General features: G+C 52.5%; 17 protein-coding genes. 7 read left to right on the top strand and 10 right to left on the bottom strand.

Annotated elements, in window-relative coordinates; translation table 11 throughout:
- Positions 1–42: 42 nt before the first annotated feature.
- Entirely contained in the window at positions 43–387 is a 345-nt protein-coding gene (locus LX87_RS01880) for a cupin domain-containing protein (protein ID WP_111626471.1), read from the bottom strand.
- Positions 388–571: 184 nt separating this feature from the next.
- Between LX87_RS01880 and LX87_RS01875 the strand changes: the two genes are divergently transcribed.
- On the top strand, positions 572–1,735 hold the full coding sequence (locus LX87_RS01875; RefSeq protein ID WP_111626470.1) for a PAS domain-containing sensor histidine kinase: 1,164 nt from the start codon (positions 572–574) through the stop codon (positions 1,733–1,735).
- Here the strand turns inward: LX87_RS01875 and LX87_RS01870 are convergent.
- The 3 genes from LX87_RS01870 to LX87_RS01860 are packed head-to-tail and all read right to left on the bottom strand — an operon-like array spanning position 1,732 to position 5,030.
- Positions 1,732–2,319, bottom strand: coding sequence for a biliverdin-producing heme oxygenase (locus LX87_RS01870; RefSeq protein ID WP_111626469.1), 588 nt, complete (start codon positions 2,317–2,319; stop codon positions 1,732–1,734). The two genes, LX87_RS01875 and LX87_RS01870, sit on opposite strands and share 4 nt — an antisense overlap.
- On the bottom strand, positions 2,319–2,744 hold the full coding sequence (locus tag LX87_RS01865; RefSeq protein ID WP_111626468.1) for a response regulator: 426 nt from the start codon (positions 2,742–2,744) through the stop codon (positions 2,319–2,321). Before LX87_RS01865 ends, LX87_RS01870 begins: the two co-directional genes overlap by 1 nt.
- Positions 2,745–2,756: 12 nt before the next feature.
- A complete protein-coding gene (locus LX87_RS01860) occupies positions 2,757–5,030 on the bottom strand; it encodes an ATP-binding protein (protein ID WP_111626467.1) in 2,274 nt (757 codons plus the stop codon).
- A 185-nt stretch (positions 5,031–5,215) separates the two neighbouring features.
- Between LX87_RS01860 and LX87_RS01855 the strand changes: the two genes are divergently transcribed.
- Both LX87_RS01855 and LX87_RS01850 read left to right on the top strand, forming a co-directional pair.
- Positions 5,216–6,043, top strand: a complete 828-nt coding sequence (locus LX87_RS01855; RefSeq protein ID WP_111626466.1) for a glycoside hydrolase family 16 protein — start codon at positions 5,216–5,218, stop codon at positions 6,041–6,043.
- Between the two features lie 70 nt (positions 6,044–6,113).
- Positions 6,114–6,839, top strand: a complete 726-nt coding sequence (locus LX87_RS01850) for a DUF72 domain-containing protein (RefSeq protein WP_111626465.1) — start codon at positions 6,114–6,116, stop codon at positions 6,837–6,839.
- A 6-nt stretch (positions 6,840–6,845) separates the two neighbouring features.
- Here the strand turns inward: LX87_RS01850 and LX87_RS01845 are convergent, their stop codons facing one another.
- The 6 genes from LX87_RS01845 to LX87_RS01820 all read right to left on the bottom strand — a co-directional run bounded on the left by LX87_RS01845 (position 6,846) and on the right by LX87_RS01820 (position 13,392).
- Entirely contained in the window at positions 6,846–7,280 is a 435-nt protein-coding gene (locus LX87_RS01845; RefSeq protein ID WP_111626464.1) for an ester cyclase, read from the bottom strand.
- An 88-nt stretch (positions 7,281–7,368) separates the two neighbouring features.
- Positions 7,369–7,941, bottom strand: a complete 573-nt coding sequence (locus LX87_RS01840) for a Crp/Fnr family transcriptional regulator (RefSeq protein WP_111626463.1) — start codon at positions 7,939–7,941, stop codon at positions 7,369–7,371.
- A 5-nt stretch (positions 7,942–7,946) separates the two neighbouring features.
- Positions 7,947–9,419, bottom strand: a complete 1,473-nt coding sequence (locus LX87_RS01835) for a sulfatase family protein (protein ID WP_111626462.1) — start codon at positions 9,417–9,419, stop codon at positions 7,947–7,949.
- Positions 9,420–9,500: 81 nt separating this feature from the next.
- Positions 9,501–10,007, bottom strand: a complete 507-nt coding sequence (locus LX87_RS01830; RefSeq protein ID WP_111626461.1) for a GNAT family N-acetyltransferase — start codon at positions 10,005–10,007, stop codon at positions 9,501–9,503.
- A 17-nt stretch (positions 10,008–10,024) separates the two neighbouring features.
- The gene (locus LX87_RS01825; RefSeq protein ID WP_111626460.1) at positions 10,025–11,317 is read right to left on the bottom strand and encodes an O-antigen ligase family protein; all 1,293 of its coding nucleotides are present in this window, start codon (positions 11,315–11,317) and stop codon (positions 10,025–10,027) included.
- 545 nt (positions 11,318–11,862) lie between these two features.
- Positions 11,863–13,392, bottom strand: coding sequence for a PKD domain-containing protein (locus LX87_RS01820; protein WP_111626459.1), 1,530 nt, complete (start codon positions 13,390–13,392; stop codon positions 11,863–11,865).
- 406 nt (positions 13,393–13,798) lie between these two features.
- Between LX87_RS01820 and LX87_RS01815 the strand changes: the two genes are divergently transcribed.
- The 4 genes from LX87_RS01815 (at position 13,799) to LX87_RS01800 (ending at position 20,004) form a co-directional block, all read left to right on the top strand.
- Positions 13,799–14,803: an NAD(P)/FAD-dependent oxidoreductase gene (locus tag LX87_RS01815; protein WP_111626458.1), complete on the top strand. Its 1,005-nt coding sequence runs from the start codon at positions 13,799–13,801 to the stop codon at positions 14,801–14,803.
- A gap of 105 nt (positions 14,804–14,908) precedes the next feature.
- Positions 14,909–15,223: a 2Fe-2S iron-sulfur cluster-binding protein gene (locus LX87_RS01810; protein ID WP_111626457.1), complete on the top strand. Its 315-nt coding sequence runs from the start codon at positions 14,909–14,911 to the stop codon at positions 15,221–15,223.
- A gap of 258 nt (positions 15,224–15,481) precedes the next feature.
- Positions 15,482–18,265 (top strand): S8 family serine peptidase, encoded by a 2,784-nt coding sequence (locus tag LX87_RS01805; protein WP_111626456.1) that lies wholly within the window; start codon positions 15,482–15,484, stop codon positions 18,263–18,265.
- 29 nt (positions 18,266–18,294) lie between these two features.
- Positions 18,295–20,004, top strand: a complete 1,710-nt coding sequence (locus LX87_RS01800; protein WP_111626455.1) for an amidohydrolase family protein — start codon at positions 18,295–18,297, stop codon at positions 20,002–20,004.
- Positions 20,005–20,152 lie beyond the last annotated feature (148 nt).

Here is a 20,152-nt window from a genome sequence, read left to right as displayed (position 1 = left end):
CTGACTCAAAATAGTGAAATAATGAATGGTACCGTCTGCTTTTCAGGATTTCAGAAAATCCTCGCGCATGGGCGTAAACACGTCCACCAGCATTCCGGCTTCCAGAGCTAACGCACCGTGTGGAATGTTGGGTGGCACATGATAGACATCACCGGCTTTCAGTTCGCGGGTTTCGTCGCCAATCGTGATGGCAAACCGTCCGCTTTCGATGTAGCTCATCTGCGTGTGGTAGTGGTGGTGAACAGCGCCGATACCGCCCGCTTCAAACTGGACCTTCACCAGCATGAGGTTGGCGTCGTAGGCCATGATTTTACGCCGGACACCGGGGCCAGCCTCCTCCCAGGGTTGATTTTCATCGTTACTAAAAAGACTTTCAAAAGCCACCATGCCGTAAACATAAAGGTGAGACGTTGATTGCAAAACTACCAGAATGGCCGGAAGAATGGTGCCGGATATATACCGCCAGACAATAGTTTTTAGCGTTTCCGGCGAAAAATCAACAATTAACCAATTATCTTAGTTGAATATATTCCGAGTACTATCCGCGCGATCTATCTATATTTTAACGCCCTTGGATTCGACGATTGACCTCTTACAGAATGAAATTGCCCGTCTGCGGGCGCTGATGGATAGCTCACAATCAGCGCTGTACCTACTGAAACCGGTGTATGGCCATCAGGGCCAGATCACGGATTTTACATTTGTTGTTGTTAACAAAAAGTTATCGGCTTTTGTTGGCCAGGAGCCGGAAGCCCTGCGCGGTACACGCTACAGCCAGTGGTTCCCGCAGTACAGAACCAACGGTATTTTCGAGTATTACTGCCGGGCCTTTGCCCAACTGACGCCCCTCCAGTTTGAACACCATTATATCAACGACGGTACAGACTCCTGGCTTACGCTCGAAGCCAGTCGCCTGGGTGATGAACTACAAGTAACGTTTCTGGATATTACCGAAAACAAACGAATTCAGTATCAACTGGAAGCGACAATTCACCAGATCAAAAATTCCAACGAAAACCTGGAGCAGTTTGCTTACATCGCTTCCCACGACTTACAGGAGCCGCTGCGGAAATTGCAGGCATTCGGCGATGTGCTGCAAAGCCAGTTTGCGGATAGTCTGGTAGATGGTGAGATCGATCTGGTCCGGCGGATTCAGAACTCGGCCAAGCGTATGCAGGTGCTGGTACGCGATCTGCTGACGTACTCACGGCTATCGACCCAGACCGAACCGTTCGAAAACATTTCCTTGTCGCGCCTGATTAAAGAAGTGCTCAATGATCTGGAAATAATGATTACGGAAAAGCAGGCCACGGTTCGGGTATCGGCCCTGCCAAATCTGCTCGGCAATCCGCTGCGTTTGCGGCAGTTGTTCCAGAATCTGGTAGCCAATGCCATTAAATTTCAGAAACCCGATCAGAAACCGCTTATCCAGATCAGCGCCCGTCACGCTGTACCGAACGAACTGCCGGAAGAACTGAAGGCGCAGGAACAACGGTTATTTCTGCTGGTGGAAGTGGCCGACAATGGCATTGGTTTCGACGAAAAATACAAATCCCGGATTTTCCAACCCTTCCAGCGGCTCGAAAGCCGTTCGACGTACAGCGGCACGGGTATTGGGCTGGCCATCTGTAAGAAAGTGGCCGAGATTCACGGCGGAGTCATTGATGTAAGCAGCCAGGTCGGACAGGGCTCAACGTTTAAAGTATTTCTCCCGGTGTACGGTCGAACCAGCTAAACCACCGCCGGATTCTGCCGCTTCGTGTGTCTGAATACATCGTGATAAGCCCGGAAGGTCCGGTGCGCGGCTTCAACGATCTGGTCGTGATCTGATTCCTTCTGCCCGGCCAGAATAGCCCCAAACGCTTTCCACTTTTCCAGTGCTTCCGCGCCATAGCCTCGGTAAAAACGAGCGTTCTGGAGCAACGGTTTTAACTCCGGACTCTTCTGCAAATGGTGAAAAACAACCTTTCCGCCCAGCATGGACCCTTCGCCTACATAAGCCGCACCCAGCAACGCAACGGGCGACCAGTCCGCAAACAGTTCTGGCAGCGGGTCGGGCAGCGGGATGTTCAACTCCGCCAGATCGGCTTCCAGCCAGGGCGTTTTCCGGCGGTCATCGGGGCGGTATGCCTGAAAAAACACCGGATGCCGGTCGATGGCCGTTTCCAGCGCGTGATGAAACAGCCAGTGAACCCGGAGCAGATGACTATATTGCCCGGCTGTTAGCTGACCGGCCTTCAGTGGTTCGGTATACAGTAACTCTTCAGTTTCTTCGTGGACGGCCCGGGTGTCGAGCCGCAATCGTTCCGCTAACGTCATTAGGTTACAATATTGTTATCAATCAGCCAGAAATCACAAAGCCGTCTCAGCATCTGATTAATGGACTGGTAACTCCCCGGCTTTACTACGTAGGCATTGGCGCCCAGGGCAAGCGACTGGCTGATGTCCTGGGGGTTGTCGGAGGTACTGAAAACCACAATCGGCAGTAACCGCGTTCGAGCCAGGGAGCGGGCTCTCTGGATGATTTCAAAACCACTGTATTCCGACAAATCCAGGTCGAGCAGCAGGAGCTTCGGTAAAGGAGCGGTCTGTTGCCCGTATTTGCCTTCGGCGGTGAGGTAATCCAGGGCTTCGGAGCCGACATTGATTACTTTATAGGAGATACCTTTCTCCATTTTACGAATGACCCGACCAAAAACATCGGCATCATCCGGGTTATCTTCAACATAGAGTACGTCTAACATGGTCGAGTGCGCTTATAGTACTTGTTGTTCCTTCGGAAACGATACGGAGAAGGTGGTTTCGCGGTTGGGTTCGCTATGAAACCAGATTTTCCCCCGGTGCCGGCTGATGATCCGTTTGACAATGGCCAATCCCACGCCGGTTCCCTCAATTCCAGCGGCATTGTCCAACCGTTTGAACAGGTCGAACATTTTGGCCGCATGCTTCATGTCGAAGCCAATGCCATTATCCCTGACGGTATAAATAACTTCCTCGTCGGTTTCCCGGCCCTCCACGCGTACCAGGGGCTCCTGAGCCCGCTGCGTGTACTTGGCGGCATTGGAAATCAGGTTCGTAAAAACCTGATTGACCATCGTTGGATCACCGTAAATGGAAGGCAGGGTACCAAATTCTATTCGGACGTTCCTTTTCTTCTTCGTTTCGGTAATCAGAATTTCATCCCGAATCACTTCCAGCAGATGAACCATATCGAGCGGCTGAAAATTCAGCTCCGTACGGCCCATCCGGGAATAATACAGAATATGCCGGATCAGTGACCGCATCCGTTCCGTCGAATCCAGAATTTTCTGGAACATGACGCGCGTATCCTCATCCATCACCGCTCCCTGTTCTTCCATAATGATTTCGGCGTAACACCGAATGGAGGACAGGGGCGTTCGTAAATCGTGCGAAACCGTATAGCTGAATGCGTCCAGTTCTTCGTAGGCTGTCCGCAGCCGTTCGTTCAACTGGCGGACTTCATTGGCTTTGCGGGCGACTACCTGCAACACGTCTTCCCGTAGTTTGATGGCTACCGAAATTTCGGCATCTTTCCAGGGTTCCGAGGTATTTCGGACGGTTTGCGACCAGGCTTCAAAGCTCTTGCGGGGATGCAGAAACGGTCTGCCTCCTTCGTCGACCGTTACGGGTTTGTCCGGATTTCCGGCCCACGTCACCTGCCGAATCCGCTCCGGTTTAAACCACAGCAGGTATTCGTTCAATTCTTTCGACAAAACAATGGCCATCATCCCGGAAGCGACATCCCGAAAGTTTTCGGCGGGTGGGTAAAGTTCCGGCAGCCGATCGGTTTCAAACACCGTATCGAACGGCTGCGAACCCAGCCAGTTGGTGATTCCGGCCACGGCGTAATCCGCCGGCACGGTTCCCATCGAATAAAACTTCGTATCGAACGCCAGCACCGCGCCAGTGGCGTCGGCAATGTTCAGGGCCGTAACCGGGTGCTGTGTCAGACCCGCTACCACATCCCAGTCTTTCAGGATCTGGCTGTTGAGCGCCTGACCATTCTGCTGAATCTCAAACAGAAACGACTGGTCCTGTTCGTCTTTCCGGAATTCAAGCGCCGACGACAGAAGCTGGCTGACAAACTTGGCCGCCTGCCGCGCCGGAAAATCGACAAACCGGGGGGAGCTGTGGTGGCAGGAAATCAGTCCCCACAATTCACCACGATACAGCAGCGAAATGCTCATGGATGCCTGCACACCCATGTTTTTTAAATATTCGATGTGCACCGGCGATACGGCCCGCAATACCGAGTGGGTCAAATCCAGCGGCTGACCATTATCCTTGCTGCCCACCGAAAAAATGGGGGAAGGCGTACTTCCAACATCCGCAATGATCCGGACCAGATTGATTTTGTACAATTCACGGGCCTGACGCGGAATGTCCGAAGCCGGGTAATGCAGACCCAGATACGGCTCCAGATGCGGCTCCCGTTCTTCGGCGATGACTTCGCCGTGCCAGTCGGGTCCAAATCGGTACACCATAACACGGTCGTAACCGATAATCTGCTTGACCCGCCGGGCGGTATTCCGGATCAGTTCAGACAGTGTACGGTTGGATTGCACTTCGGTCAGCGCTTCGGCAATCAACTGCTGATCGAGGTTGAGGCTACCCGAGGTGGAAACCTGCGGCTCCCACTCCAGCACAATGTAGTCTTTATGCTGGTGCAGAATCAGGTTCCAGTCCTGCTCATTGAGCCGAAACCGGTGTGGGTTCATGCGTGACCAGGCATTATCGCGTTTCCCCACGTTCAGGATAGACATCAGAGCCTCCGAGGGTATGTCTGTTCCAGTCAACAGGGCCTCCAGCGGTTTACCCAGCAAATCCGTAGCCGATTGGTGAACGAGCTGCTGAATATTTTCACTGGCATACCGAATAAGGAAGGTATCCGCCGTAATGGCCACTAAATAACCATGAGCCTGAATGTATCCAGGAATATGAATCGGCTCTGATTCACAATTGGTTAAATCAACTTCCGAGTTCGGTATATTGGCAGTAGGTACAGTCATTCTCAACGTAGCTGCCAGACCAGAATGGCCCGGCGGATTAATCAGTAAAAATTCTGAACAAACAAACTATAAAAGTTAAAGCAGGCGCTCTACCAAGACAAATAAAACTCAAAAAACTTATCAACGGTTTAACGAATGGTATCTTTTTCGAATTGTGTACTTTCACCTTCCTATCCTGACCGCCCATGAATCTGTCTCTTTTTCTGCTCCCGTGTCTATGGTTTTTGATCAGCCCGTTTAGCCCACCCGCTGCCGAATGGCAACTGGTCTGGGCCGATGAATTCAACACGCCCGGACCACCCGACCCCCGGAAATGGGTGTTTGAAACCGGTTTCGTCCGCAACAACGAACACCAGTGGTACCAGCCCGACAACGCCCGCTGTGAGAACGGCTTTCTGGTCATTGAAGCCCGGCGCGAAAGCCGCCCCAATCCGGCGTATCAGCCCGGCAGCACCAACTGGAAAACCAGCCGGGACTCAATTCACTATACGTCCGCCAGCCTGATGACGAAGGGTTTACACCAATGGCAGTATGGCCGGTTCGAGATGCGGGGGCGGATCGACACCCGCCCGGGTATGTGGCCCGCCTTCTGGACGCTGGGCGTATCAGGTGAGTGGCCCGCCAACGGCGAAATCGACATCATGGAGTATTACCGGGATATGCTGCTGGCCAATGCGGTATGGGGTACCAACAAGCAATGGGTGGGCGAGTGGAGTACCACGAAAAAGCCGCTTTCGACGTTCAACGATCCGAACTGGTCGGAGAAATTTCACGTCTGGCGGATGGACTGGGACAAGGATTTCATCAGGCTGTACGTCGATGACCAGTTGCTCAACTCAGTCGATCTGTCGAAAACGATCAACGGCGACGGCACCGGTAAGAATCCATTTCATCAAACTCACTATCTGCTCCTGAGCCTCGCCCTTGGGGGCCAGAACGGCGGTGATCCGGCGGCAACAAAATTCCCCGCCCGGTTTGAGGTGGATTATGTGCGGGTTTATCAACAACCTTAAGGGGTAGAAATGAGTTATTTCACAGAGTTAAGTCAAGGCTCCGCTTAACTCTGCGAAACAACGTTTCTTTATGAGCATCCACATCGGTACATCAGGCTGGAGTTACGACCACTGGCAGGGCGTTTTGTATCCCCACCACACCCCGGTTCATGACCGGCTTTCCTACTACATACAGCAGTTCCAAACCGTTGAACTGAACAGCAGTTTTTACCGCTGGCCCCAGCTAAGCACGTTTGCCGGATGGCGCAGCCGCCTGCCCGACGGTTTTAAGCTCACCGTCAAAGCCCCCCGGGGATTGACCCACGCCAAAAAACTCTACGCTCCGGAAGTCTGGCTGGACCGCATCAAAACCTGCTGGCATACCCTGGGCGAGAAGCGGGCCATTCTGCTGGTGCAGCTCACCCCTCACCTGGCGTACGATTATGAGCGGCTGGCTTATTTTCTGGAACAAGTACCCGACTGGCTGCAAATCGCCGTTGAGTTTCGGCACCTGAGCTGGCACAACGAGGAAACGTTTGCCCTCCTGGAACGGCATCAGGCGGCTTACTGCATTATGAGTGGCGCGAACCTGCCCTGCATTTTGCGGGCCACTGCGCCGTTTGTGTACATCCGAATGCATGGCCCCGATACCCACCATTTATACGGCGGTTCTTATTCCGACGCCGACCTGCACTGGTGGGCCGACCGCATCCGGGAATGGACGGCTCAGGGGAAGGATGTGTACATGTATTTCAATAACGACGGCGAAGGTAATGCCGTCCGGAACGCACTAACCCTGAAGGGAATTGTTGGATAACACCTTCTATTGCTGAACCTTACACCCGTGGGTGCTGGTGCGCAACTGGTTTTCCAGCGAATTGCCGTCGAGCAGCGCCCAGTGCTGGCTGATCTTTCCGTTCTTCAATTTAAAGCAGCGATAACCGACCACGGACGCTTCCGTTCCGGTGGGTTGGATGCCGCGCCAGCTACCGGTATGCCGGGCCAGCAGGCGGAATTTCACGATGCAGGTGTCTCCCTCGGTCACCTGTTCTTCCAGAACGGTTTTGTGCTCGAACGCCTGGCTGGTGGCCCTGATCCATTGTTTCAACCCTTCCCGGTTGGCCGGGAGTGCCTCTGGAAGCGAATGATCAACAAAATCGGGGGCGAGGTAGGCATCCAGTGCCTCCAGACGGTTTTTGTTCCAGATCTCTTCAATAAAATCGGCGACGATCATGCGGTTGGCGGCTGGCGTTTGCATGTTGTATACGGTTTGCTGGTTGATTACAGTAGCAAAAATCGCCGGATTTTCTGGAAGTGACCTGTGATAAAAATCACAAAATGAAGGGCTACGGATTTTTGCGAATGCGGCTCAGTGTTTCCCGCGCAATGCCCAGATAGGAAGCAAGTTGCGAAAGTGAAACCCGTTGCAGCAGATGCGGATGATGGCGCAGCATGAACTGGTACCGCTCGGCTGGCGAATACACTTTAAACCAATTGGCGTGTTCTTCCTGCTCCATCAGCATATGCTCGAGCAGGTTTCGGCCAAAGGATTCAATTTCGGCCGATTGACGGTACAAATCCAGCAGTTTACCTCGGTCGAACTCCCAAACCGTGGTTGTTTCGCCCGCCTGAATCGAACAGGCGGAAGGGGTTGCCGTGCGCAGGCTTCGTAAATCCGTTACAAAATTGTTTTCGAACGAAAACCGGGTATTGATCTCCCGGCCGTCCCTGTCGTAAAAGGTCCGTAAATAACCCTTTTCGACGTACCAGAGGGCCTGACAAACCTGTCCTTCGATCAGCAGAAACTGACCTTTTTTCAGCAATTTTGGCTGTGTTGAAGCAATCAGCAGGGTCAATGCCTCCGGCGACAGATTCGCTATGGCCCTGATTTGATTCGCCAAAACCCGATCCTGGTTCATTGCTTTTATTCAAATTCCCACTTGCTGACCCACATATCTTTTGTCTGCTGCTGAAACCGTTTCAGTTTTTCCTGCATTCGCTTCAAAATGGCCTGGTGCTTCGGATCGCTGGCCAGATTCCTGACTTCATGGGGGTCGGCCTCCAGGTCATACAGTTCGAAGCGCGGGCGGTGCAGATACGCTTCGACGGTTCGTTTGCCGTACAGCTTCCGGCCCGTCTGGCGCACATCCTGCCAGGTAAAGGAATGATACAGATCGAGTGCCATAGGAAAGGATAATTCGTGGGCGATGTTGAAAATCAGCTTATACCGCCGTTCGCGCAGCACGCGCATCGGGTAATACATTGTCACTTCGTGCAGGGTGTGGGAGCCGTAAACCTCGTCCCAGCCCGTTGCCCGGTCCTGCTCAATAATCGATTTGAAGCTCCGGCCCTGGCTGTAAACCGTATCCGGACGTACCCCCGCAAAATCCAGCAACGTCGGCGTCAGATCAACCCACGAAATCATGGCATCCTGCACAAATCCCGGTTTTTGCGGTTTGGGCAGTTTAACAATCAGCGGCAGTTTCATACCGGGTTCGTACAAGGTGGTTTTCGAACCGGGAAACGGCGCCCCGTTGTCCGACAGATATACAATGACGGTATTGTCGTACTGACCCGTTTCTTTCAGCAACGCTACCAGCCGCTCCACCCCCTGATCCAGCCGACTGATTGATTCGTAATACTGCGCCAGCTCCATGCGGGTTGCGCGCGTATCGGGTAAATACGGCGGCACCTGAACCTGAAAAGGCTGGTAAAAAACGTCGTGAACCTGCGGATAACCGCCAGGCCGGTTGCCAAATAAATTGGCTTTATCGCCTTTAAAAACCGGCATACCGCTGGCCGATACGGTATTGCTCCGGTGTGGGTCGTCGGTGGCGAAATAAAGAAAAAACGGCTTTTCAGACGCTTCAGAAAACAAGGGGTAACACAGATCGGCCATTTCGACGGGGCTGCGGCCAATGGAAGCCGGATTGTTGGTTTTGCCCCCCCGAAGCACTTTTTGAAAATGATACGCCCGCTCGGGAGCTACATGAAATTTACCAATCCGGGCGGTTTGATAACCGGCCTTCTGGAGCATAACCGGCAGCGAGCGCACGGTATCGAACGAACTGAAATGGTGCTCGCGGTGCTCCAGACCGTACATCCCGTTAGCGTGGTTGTGCAGGCCCGTCAGCAATACCGACCGGCTGGGGCTGCAACTGGCCGTTGTACAGAACGCATTCGTAAAGCGGACACCTTCGGCCGCCAGTTGATCGATGTGGGGCGTTTTGACGGCCGGGTTTCCGTAACACCCCACGGCTTCGCGCCCGTGGTCGTCGGCAACAATCAGGACGATGTTGGGCCGGGGGTCTTTCCGGTTTTGTGTTTTCTGTTGGGGGCGAAAAGCCGTTATCAGCGTCAGGCCCAGCAAGGTCAGGGCGAACAGAAGGCGTACCATGATTCCATTTTTACGGTAAAAATAGAATTTGTGCGCAAAGCTGCACTGGCCTTTCTGTACTATCTTGTGGTAAAAACCCTTTTATGTAGTTACCAGTCGTTTTTCGTAGCAATAAAACCGCAAACCGGGCCGAAAGCTCAACCCAATCTCACCGGCAAACTGATACCCTAATTTGGGAAAAAGCCGTTGGGTGGCTTCGTTTTGGGTGTTGGTATCAATCCGTAGCACGCTGATACCACGCTGGCGGGCAACCTCTTCGGCCTGATTCATCAACTGAGCCGCAATGCCCCGCCCCCGAACGGCCGGATCGACGGCCAGCCGGTGCACCACAACGGCGGTTTCGGTCAGGTCCCAGCCCACTTCGGCGTATTCGGGCTCCTGGTCGGTGGTGATGGCGGCTAACCCCACTAGTTGGTGATCAAGCTCGGCCACCCAGAGCTGATCCTGAGCAATGTCGTTTTCAAAAACAGCCGCGTTTGGATACTGGTCATCCCATTGAAGATTACCGGTCGCCCGCATGAGCGGCACCACGCGTCGAATTAACTGAAGAATAGCCGGAATATCATCTAAAATAGCTAAACGAATCATTCTTACTTATCAGAATGTTATCCGATTTCCTGTACCAGATTTTTTATCCGGCTAGGGCTTTCCCGCACGACCGGACCGGCTTCGACCGGGCTGGATTGCAGCCGCATTCCGGCAAAGAAAAACAGGGACGTAAAGAAGGAATAAAATGTAATGCCTTTCTGCTGCGACCAGACGTTCTCGGTAAAAAAGGTGACGATAAAGATCATCAGCAGAATGGCGTATAAGTGATCGCGCCGACGGACGGCATTGGCAAGCTGAACCCCAAGAACCAATATAAACAACGCGATACCCACCAGGCCAAACGAGAGCCATTGATTCAGGTATTCGTTATGGGTATCAAACGCTTCCAGCGGGACGTTTAGCCTGCGGGCATATTCCTCATATTTAACTTTCAGGGCCGGATCAACTCCGCCGGGGCCAAGGCCCACCAGCCAGTTCTGCGCCAATACGTCCAGATCAACCGACAGAATGACCTGGCGCATCTGCACCGAATTATCCATTGGATTGTCGTTTGGTTTCGCGTCCAGCACCGCCGAAAACTCACCGACCCGCTGACTGCTGAACGGAATGGACAGGAAGGCGATGGACAACGAAATCAGTAATACGGCCAGAACCGGCACAATTTTTTGTTTTCTGGCCCGATTGATCCAGGCGTAATAACAAAGAATCACGAAGAGTGCAATCACCGGCGCTTTGGGCATCAGGGCCATCAGGAACAAAAACAGCGGGAATTGAACAGCCCCCAGTTTCCAGCCTTTGAACTGGTGCCGGTGTTTCTGAGAAAGCAGCAAAATCGCCGAGGCAAAACAGAGGTAAATACCCATATAGGTGGGGTGCATACCGGTAATTTTTTCAAAATACAGCCGGTACTGGATGTGAGCATCCGGGCTGCTTACGTGCCAGCCGTATTCGTATAGATAGAATACATTGCCCACCAGACAGGAAATAAAACAGGCGTAAACAAAGTAAATCAGTTCGCCAGCAATGATTTTCCGCGTTTGGGGCTGCATCAGAAGGAAGGCTAAGGGCCCCGCCAATAAACTGGCTTTCTGTTCCAGATCGAACAGAACATCCGACCGATAAGCCGGCTCCGTAAATGGAACATACAGGGCGTAGAGCAGGTAGATGCTACCCAGAAGCAAAGCCCCGCCATAGGGCCGGAAATGCTTTTGTTTAACGGAAAAATTATCTCTGACGGCCCAGTAAACAAAAACGCCCATCAGGATAAAAATCTGCACCCGGTTGGGCAGAAAAAAACAAATCATGACAAGCCGGGCTAAATACTTATCGTACGCAATCAGGTTGTTCATTTAGTGTCGAGTTTGCTGGAGATTCGCTATCGGATCAGGCCGGAAACCATTCTTCCCAATCCGGCTCCTGGCTGTTCATCAAACCATTTTGCCAGCAATTGGTTCTCATAAACCGGTTTTTGCTCCAACAGGTGATTCCTTTATTAACAGGTGATTCTTCTATTTTATTTTCCTGAAAGACCCATACGGTCAGAAAGTGGTTGTAATTGTTACGTTAATCTTATCGTATAGTCCAGTAGGCGCGGCACGAATCAGAACCTAATTCATTGTTCATCAGCGATTCCCTTTCGGTAAATTATTTTTATTTTTTTGCTGCTTGTGGCCGGTTGGGTTTAGTCCAGTACATTTCTGTCTGGCAATATGCTATTAAAACAAGGTTTTTCAGGACTATACCACGTCTTTCTTTCTCATTACGCTCGTCAGGCTAAAATTAGAAAAATCCAGCACTATTCAAGATCAGCCGCCATCAAACAAAACAGCCCGGCACAAGCTGTACCGGGCTGTCGTTACTATCCCTAAACCCTTAATCTCAAAACTTTATCACTTTATTTTTCGAGCTGGATGTTATCCTGTGCGTTCGCCGTGAAGGTATTCGCCGTCGAAGCATCGTCGTTCAGCCTGCCCGTGTAGCTAACAAACACTCCGTAACCACCGCTTTTCGAAACCACCGTATTTTTAAGCGTCAGATTGCCACCATATAGGGCCAGGTTCGCTTTTTTACCCGAAACAATAACCAGGCTGCCCCCGTTGCTGATCTCGGCGTTTTCGATCAGGTTCCGTGAATTGGTCGAATAAATGATCATCCCTTTCCAGTAAGCACCCGTCCGTTCGGCACCCGTGAACGTCACTTTCTCAGTGGCCGTTCCTTTGGCAATCAGATAGCCTTTGCTGTTGATCATAATCATCACATCGCGGGCGGCTTCAATCGTTACTCCAGGACTCAGCGTCAGGCCGATTTCAACCGCGAAATCACCCAGCAGCCGATACGGCGTTTTATCTTTGAAACCATTCCAGGTAATATCATTACCGTCGCGCAGATAATACCCTTTGATTTCAACCACGTTGCGACCGTTTTCGCCCGTGAAGACCGAAGCCGCATCCAGCTTGACCACGTTGGCCGGATCGACGATAATACCGGCTTCCGTGTTTTTCGTAAAGCTATTGGCCGCAAATTCGCGCAGAATACCGCCTTCCTGTACCAGCAAACCGTATCCGTCGTTTTGCGAGAACAAACTATTTTTCAGAGCGATCTGGGCTTTTCCACCGCCAAACAGGGCCATTCCGGCTTTCGTGGAGCTAACGAGCGCACGGCTTCCGGCGTGCATTACTTCGATGTATTCGAACACGTTGGCATTGCTACCCGAGTAAATCATGATACCCGACCAGAAGCCTTTCGTCTTTTCGGCCCCAATGAAGCGGATTTTTTTCTCGGCAGTTCCTTTGGCAACGACCAAACCGCCGTTATCATTGATATCCAGACGCGTATCCCGCTCGAAGGCAATTACAACACCGGGCTCAATGGTCAGTTCGTGCGAAACGGCGATGCTTTTTGTAACAATATAATCCGGCAGTTCAGGATTGGCAACGCGATCCGTCAGGACGGTTTTAACGGTAATGCTCTTGTCGATGGCAATGGGCTGAGCCACCGTTGCCGTCAGTTTTACTTTATCCTTGCTGGTTCCGTTGGCGTTGGAAACCGTCAATTCCAGTTCATAATCCCCTACTTCGTCGGGTACGAAGGTCGGCTTGGCCGTGTTTGCTGAGGATATGGCAGCCGTACTTTTAGCAGGTTTGGTAGCAACGGTCCACTGGAAGGTCAGCGGAGCCCCTTTGCTGTCGGTTGAAGCGCTACCGTCCAGCTTAACGGTTTCCCCGACCTGAACCTGCTGGTCCGCCCCGGCATTGGCCGTTAGCGTACTGGTTTGATCAGGAGTTGGGTCTACTTCGTCTTTTTTACAGCCTGTGACCAGGAAAGTGGCAGAAAGGAGAATGGCAACCGCACGTTTGGCAAATGAGGCACTACCCCACACGGTTTTTTTCGCGACTGGCGTCGCGGCAGGTACTTGGTTTTTCATGGTTTGATGTTGTTTACTGTTTTGGCACTAGCGTTCAACTACGGCTACAAAATTGGGGACTTTACCGGAGTAACTATATTTCATTTTACGACGAAAAAGCGGCTTTTTACGACAACTGGCGCTCCAGGATAACTTTTTCCGGAACGGCCTCCACTCATTACCATACGTTATATAATATTACCCAATACAATACCTATTGTTATACTTATTCACTTTCTTCTCCTTTACTTTGCAACGTTGTTCAGGCAGCTTAAGCAGGTCCGCAGGCTGAAAATCCAAAAGGTTATTGCCGAAGTTTTGTGGCCTTAACCCTCACATTCACAGGAAAGTCTGTCAGTGTTTTTAGCCATAAGGAGACTGCCCGAATCCACACCAGAATCGATTAAAACAGGAACTGACAAAGACAATGATTACTACTGACATTTGCATTATCGGCGCCGGTCCGGTCGGGCTGTTTGCCGTTTTTGAAGCGGGTTTATTGAAAATGCGCTGCCACCTGATCGACGCACTGCCGCAGGTAGGTGGGCAATTATCCGAGATCTATCCCCAGAAACCGATCTACGACATCCCCGGCTTTCCGGACGTCAAGGCCCAGACGCTGGTCGATAATCTGATGGAACAGATTGCCCCCTTTCATCCTTCGTTTACGCTGGGTGAGCGCGTCGAAAGTCTGGAGCGCCAGCCCGACGGCTCGTTCCACATTACGACCAACGAGCAAACCGTCGTACACTGCCAGGTGGTGGTGATTGCGGGCGGCCTGGGCTGTTTCGAACCCCGGAAACCGGACATTGCGGGATTGGAACAATTTGAGGGCAAAGGCGTTGCGTACATGGTCAAGAATCCGGAACTCCTGCGCGACCGGCGGGTGGTACTGGCAGGCGGGGGCGACTCGGCTCTGGACTGGACGGTTTTTCTGGCCGACATCGCCCGCGAAGTAACCCTGATTCATCGCAGCGACAGTTTCCGGGGCGCACCCGACTCAGCCGAAAAAGTGTTTGAACTGGCGAAGGATGGGCGCATTAACCTGATTCTGCAATCGAACATCAGCAGCGTTTCGGGCAACGGCCATTTGCAGGAAGTTACGATTACGGCCAAAGACAAAACCGTTACGAACCTGGCTACCGACCACCTGATTCCGCTTTTCGGCCTGACGCCCAAACTCGGTCCCATCGCCGACTGGGGGCTCCAGATCGACAAATCAGCCATTGCGGTTGATACCGTGGATTATTCCACCAATGTCGAACGGATTTACGCCATCGGCGACATTAACACCTATCCGGGCAAGCTGAAACTCATTCTGTGCGGTTTCCACGAAGCCGCCCTGATGTGCCAGAGCGCGTTTAAATACGTGTATCCCGATCAGAAATTAAGTTTCAAATACACCACCGTTAACGGAGTACCTACTTTTTAAAAGATACAAGACAGGAGACACTAGACAAAAGACCAATTAAATCTACCGTCTCTTATCTCCTGTCTATTGTCTTTTGTCTATTCTCCCATTCTTTTGTCTACATCCATGATCCACATCACCATTGAAGACCGTAACGGCGACCGGCAGCCGCTGGAAATTCCGGAGGGCATCAGCCTGAGCCTGATGGAAGTCCTGAAAGCATCGGACTATCCCATTCAAGCAACCTGCGGGGGGATGGCGTTGTGTGCGACCTGTCACGTAGCCGTGCTGGAAGGTGCCGATGCCCTGCCGCCGGTTAACGATGCGGAGGGCGACCTGCTGGACACGCTGCCGGATGCCGATACCGACAGTCGGCTGGCGTGTCAGCTGCGCGTCGATGAAACCATGCAGGGAGCGATTTTCCGGATACGGGCCGAGTAAGACGCCCGTTGAGACCGTTTACAGGATAAAGGCTTCCGGACGAAAACGCTTCTTCCATTCACCTATAGTACAAGAACTAAGCCCGGAGCCTTCCGGGCTTTTTTTCTACCAAAACCAACCAAAATAACTTATAGTCAACCGTTTACTCATCACTCCTACCGGTCACTCAAAGCTTTACTAACGCAACTTCCTTTCTCCGTAATATCGTCTGATAACCGTCAAACAGACAAGCTTCTTTCACCCCTAAATTCTTAACCGGTGGCACAGACTAACATTTTTGAGTCGGCGCAGTCGTTGCTTCGAGATCGGGCGTATGCGAATTATGCGGCTCATTTAAACGAAATTGAACGGGTTCAAAGCGGTATTCAGCAAAACCGGACCGGCCAGTTGTCCTTAACCGATATCACCAACGATACAAGTCGGCTTTCCAAACGCATCGCCCGGGAAGGGATTCGCCTGGACAAAGCCCTGGAGCGAATCAATGGCGTACCGAATTTTCAGGACGTATCGATTGTCGGGAAGATTCTCCGGAGTGCAACCAGCGTCTGCCGGATCGTTATCCAGAATCAATTCGGCGTCAGCGGGTACGGTACGGGGTTTCTGGTGAGCCCCAACGTATTGATTACCAACAACCACGTTTTACCGGATCTGGAAACCGCCAGCCGTTCACAGGCTCAGTTCAACTATGAACTTGATGCCGACGGCCGCGTTCTGACGCCCGTTACGTTTAACCTCCGACCCGATCTGTTTTTCCTGACCTCCACCTACGAAGAACGTCAGGGCTCTCCCTATGATGGACGCGACTTTACGCTGGTGGCGGTCGAAACCACCGGTTCCGAAGGGGCGGCTCTGGACCGGTTTGGGTACATTCAGATGGATAGCTCGCTTGGTAAAATCATCGAAGGAGAAAACTGCGTCGTGATTCAGCACCCGAAAGGCGACTACAAGAAAGTGGTTCTGAAAGACATCCGACTGATTACGCTAACGGACAATTTTCTGATTTACGAATCGGACACCTTGCCCGGCTCATCCGGCAGTGTGGTGCTGGGGTTGGGTACCGGCGCGGTCGTTGCGCTGCACCACAGTTCCATTCCCCGGAAAGATGCCGCGGGCAACTGGCTGCGGAAAGACGGTTCCATTGTCCAGCCCGGTGACGTCGATGAGCAAATTGACTGGATTGGCAACGAAGGTGTCCGCGTCAGTTGCATTGTCGAAGCGTTCAGCAACATGCCGGTCGCGGACGCCATGCAGCCCCTCCGGCGCCAAATCATTGAAGCTCAAACCCCTTCCCTTAAAATCATGAGTCCTTCACCAGCTCTTGTGGAAGCCAAACCAACCCCTTCAACCACTCCGGCTCCTGAAAAAAGAGAAAGCGCCACCCCGGTTGACCGGCTTCAGTATTTTGAGATCACCCTGTCCAGCCAGCCCGTGTTGCAGGACGATTGGGAGGGGCGAGCCAGCACCCTGGTAGAAGGATTCGTTGACGAAACACCCCTGATTCCGTCGTCATTTGACCCCGATATCCGGCGGAAACGGTATTTGACCCTCCGCTCCAACCGCAACCCGTGGGAACTGGCGCAACAGCTGGAAACCCTGCCGCATGTCGAAAGCTGCGAACCGGATCTGGAAACGTTGACAGACATTGGCGTTGATGCCGGAGAAACCGGTCCGGATCGCTTTGAATCGTTCAACCCCGGCAAGGACAGTGGACTCGCAACCTGGCAGAAAGAAGAGGAAACGTTTCTAAAGAATTTTGGCGACTCAGTCTGCGTCCAGAAGGGCAAAAAAGTTAAAAGTCCGGCTTTCTACCACCGCTGGTGGAACTGGTCGGCTGTGAACTGTCTCGACGATACCGAGCGCCTGAAACGGGCCGACTGGCAGGCAATCCGGGATAATCTGGCCGAACTGCGGTTTGTTCAACTGGATACCGGCTACTCGACGCACTCCAAGGTTTTTGCCGGATACGATACCGACAAGGATTTCGATTTTATCGACCAGGACACCGATGCCCGCGATTTAATGGAGCGAAAACTCCTGAAATTTCCGGGCCACGGCACCCGAACGGCCAGCATTGCCGTAGGAAACGTTTTGCAGACGGACCCCAATACCGTCAACGGCAACAGCGGTCTGCTGACGTTCGGCGGTAAAACGCTGGCCCGACTCATTCCGTATCGCATTGCCAAGTCGGTGATCCTGCTGGGTCGCGGGAAAGAACTCGTGGATGCGGCCAACTATGCCATTCAGAGTCAGGCTGACGTAATGTTTATGTGCATGGGAACCTATCCCAAATCCATGTTTGCGGCCATTGCCCGCGAGGTTTATGAACAGGGAATCATCTGGGTTTGTGCCGCTGGCAACCAGGTCGAACTGGTGGTAGCCCCGGCCATTTACCCCGGTACGATTGCGGTAGCGGCCACCAACCCGAAAGACCTGCCCTGGAAAGGCAGCAGCAACGGGCCGATGGTCGATATTGCGGCCCCGGGCGAAAGCGTGTACGTACCGATTACCGATGAGGAAGGCAACGAATTCATGTCGTATGGCGACGGTACCAGCTACGCGACTCCGCACGTGGCTTCGGCGGCTATGCTCTGGAAAGCAAAACACCTTCATGAACTGCCCCAGAAATACCGCTTTCCCTGGCAGATTGTGGAAGCCTTCCGAACCACGCTGAAAAATACCGCCCGAAAACCGTCGGAATGGACGCCCAACATGTCTAAACTGTACGGAGCCGGTATTCTGGACATTGATGCGCTCCTGAATGCCGACTTACCAGAAGCCGATACCCTGACGCATGCCTACGAGGGCGTGTCAACCGAATTACCCAAAGACATTGGTTTTGTGGAAGCGGGTCATTTCGTCTGGAACATCCTGCGCCGGAAACTCCGCCCCGGACCGACCGAGAGTGCAACGGGATTAACCCAGCGAGGGCAACTGGCGCTGGATGCGTTCACCACCCGCCCGCCGGTGAGAGCTGTTGAATCCGCCGGTTTAAGTGATACCGTCGGCACTGAAGCGTTGTTACGTGAATTCTTCAAACAGTAACCTCAACCTTCTTTATTCTTCATAAAGACATGGCGGCTTCTCATTATTTCGATTTCCATTTCCACCCGGTTTTTAAGCAATTCATTTGTGAGTTCGAAGGACAATATCCTTCAAACCGGACGGCCGACGCACTGCTGGAACCCATTAATTTAAAAAACCCACTGACCGATTTTCTGGAAGAAGAGTTTCTGCACATTCTGGAAAGTCAGTCCTGCTTTAGTCAGCTAAAGTCCGGTCAGGTGACGCTGGGGGTGGCCAACATTGCCCCGATTGAACGGCTTTTTGCCCAGAAACAGGGACTGTTCGGCGTTGTCTTAAACTCCAGTTTTTTCACCAGCCCGGTTGATCAGACCTACATGGAGAAAATCCGCACGGGCCAAATTTCCTACTACCAGTTGTTTATGCGGGAACTAAGTCTGTACCAGACGCTCGACAAAGCCGGTCAGGTAACGCTGCTCTCCCGCAAAAAACCGGCTCCACTCGCTACCGACCGGCCCAATCTGACGCTGGCGCTGGAAGGGGCGCACAGCCTGTGCCGAACGCTGATCGGGCAACCCGGCAAACCGGATACTCTTCAGACCAGCGCGTCGACTCCGCTGGCCGACGACTTCAAAACCCATCCGGCCCTGGATGCCGCCCAGAGTTTACAGCATTTGCAACAGGCCCTCTGGGATTCGGACCTTGACCTGATGTCGCTGGTCATCACGCACTTATCGCACATCCCCGAACAGTTGATTGCCACCCATGCGTTCGGCCTTAAGATGTTGAAAGACGAAGCGGCTTATCCAATCGGCAACGGGATTACGCCCGCCGGAAAACGGCTGATCGATCAGGCTTACACGCTTCAGGTGAATGTGGGCACGTCAGATGTCCCCGATCTCAAAGCGGCCCCGGTTTTGATTGATATTAAGCACATGAGCTTAAAATCCCGTCTGGATTTTTACGAATACCGTCGGTCGAAAGGGTATCAGTTACCGATTATTGCCAGTCATATGGGCGTTACCGGCTACTCAATCGATGAATGGAAAGCCGCTCTGAACCAGGCAACGATGATTCGGCTGAAAGCCAGTAACATGCCGATTGTCCGGCTAGAAACCGAGCGGAGGATAGCCGGTAAATGGGGCACAGTCAACAAGACGTTTACGTACAATCCCTGGACCATCAATCTGATGGACGAAGACATTGAAGAAGTACTGAATAGCAACGGATTGATTGGAATCAGCCTGGACGTTCGGATTCTGGGCTGGCAGAACGCACTGGGGAAAGGCGAAAAAGAAGAATATATCTCGGCGGAAGAATTTCGGTTTTTCTTCCCGGATTTATCCAAAAAGCTGGCAGCCGAGAAGATTGATCCAGCCGAATCGTTTCTGGTTCCCACCAAGGAAGAACGGCATCCGCTGGCCATGTGTTTCAACATTCTGCATGTGGTTTCAACCGGGCAAATCCGAACCGACAAAGACCCCTGGGAACACATCACCATCGGCAGCGATTTCGACGGCCTGATTAACCCCGTCATCAACTGCCGGGATGCCAGCAAAACGTCGGCGCTGGAAGCCGCCCTGATCCGCTGGCTACCCGTAGCCGAAGAAGCTTACCGGAAAGAAAACGGGGGCGGGCCGCTCCTGCCCAAAGACGCAAACGGACGGATTAACAACGACGCTCTGAAAGCCCACATTCGGGGTATTTTATACGAAAACGGCAAAAACTTTATCAACAGGTGGCTGAACAGTTCTTTGTAACGCTTTTCAACCTTCTGTAAACCAGTTACCGGTTCCCGAAGGACGGTTTGGGGATTTGGTAACTGGTTTAGCCTTACGCCAGCTTTCATACGGTTTCTAATCTTGGGAGCCCGTTCCAGAAAAAGCCGGTTGCTCGTAATCTGTCAGC

It is taken from the genome of Larkinella arboricola, assembly GCF_003259745.1.
Lineage (GTDB): Bacteria > Bacteroidota > Bacteroidia > Cytophagales > Spirosomataceae > Larkinella > Larkinella arboricola.
Note: the sequence above shows the minus strand (reverse complement) of the source record. Positions and strands in the feature narration are given on the sequence as shown.

Bases quoted from the DNA above. Each gene is read 5' to 3' on its own strand.
- LX87_RS01840 (WP_111626463.1), bottom strand. From the start codon at position 7,941: ATGAACCAGGATCGGGTTTTGGCGAATCAAATCAGGGCCATAGCGAAT.
- LX87_RS01860 (WP_111626467.1), bottom strand. From the start codon at position 5,030: ATGACTGTACCTACTGCCAATATACCGAACTCGGAAGTTGATTTAACC.
- LX87_RS01835 (WP_111626462.1), bottom strand. From the start codon at position 9,419: ATGGTACGCCTTCTGTTCGCCCTGACCTTGCTGGGCCTGACGCTGATA.
- LX87_RS01850 (WP_111626465.1), top strand. From the start codon at position 6,114: ATGAGCATCCACATCGGTACATCAGGCTGGAGTTACGACCACTGGCAG.
- LX87_RS01870 (WP_111626469.1), bottom strand. From the start codon at position 2,319: ATGACGTTAGCGGAACGATTGCGGCTCGACACCCGGGCCGTCCACGAA.
- LX87_RS01845 (WP_111626464.1), bottom strand. From the start codon at position 7,280: ATGCAAACGCCAGCCGCCAACCGCATGATCGTCGCCGATTTTATTGAA.
- LX87_RS01825 (WP_111626460.1), bottom strand. From the start codon at position 11,317: ATGAACAACCTGATTGCGTACGATAAGTATTTAGCCCGGCTTGTCATG.
- LX87_RS01855 (WP_111626466.1), top strand. From the start codon at position 5,216: ATGAATCTGTCTCTTTTTCTGCTCCCGTGTCTATGGTTTTTGATCAGC.
- LX87_RS01865 (WP_111626468.1), bottom strand. From the start codon at position 2,744: ATGTTAGACGTACTCTATGTTGAAGATAACCCGGATGATGCCGATGTT.
- LX87_RS01815 (WP_111626458.1), top strand. From the start codon at position 13,799: ATGATTACTACTGACATTTGCATTATCGGCGCCGGTCCGGTCGGGCTG.
- LX87_RS01820 (WP_111626459.1), bottom strand. From the start codon at position 13,392: ATGAAAAACCAAGTACCTGCCGCGACGCCAGTCGCGAAAAAAACCGTG.
- LX87_RS01810 (WP_111626457.1), top strand. From the start codon at position 14,909: ATGATCCACATCACCATTGAAGACCGTAACGGCGACCGGCAGCCGCTG.
- LX87_RS01880 (WP_111626471.1), bottom strand. From the start codon at position 387: ATGGTGGCTTTTGAAAGTCTTTTTAGTAACGATGAAAATCAACCCTGG.
- LX87_RS01830 (WP_111626461.1), bottom strand. From the start codon at position 10,007: ATGATTCGTTTAGCTATTTTAGATGATATTCCGGCTATTCTTCAGTTA.
- LX87_RS01800 (WP_111626455.1), top strand. From the start codon at position 18,295: ATGGCGGCTTCTCATTATTTCGATTTCCATTTCCACCCGGTTTTTAAG.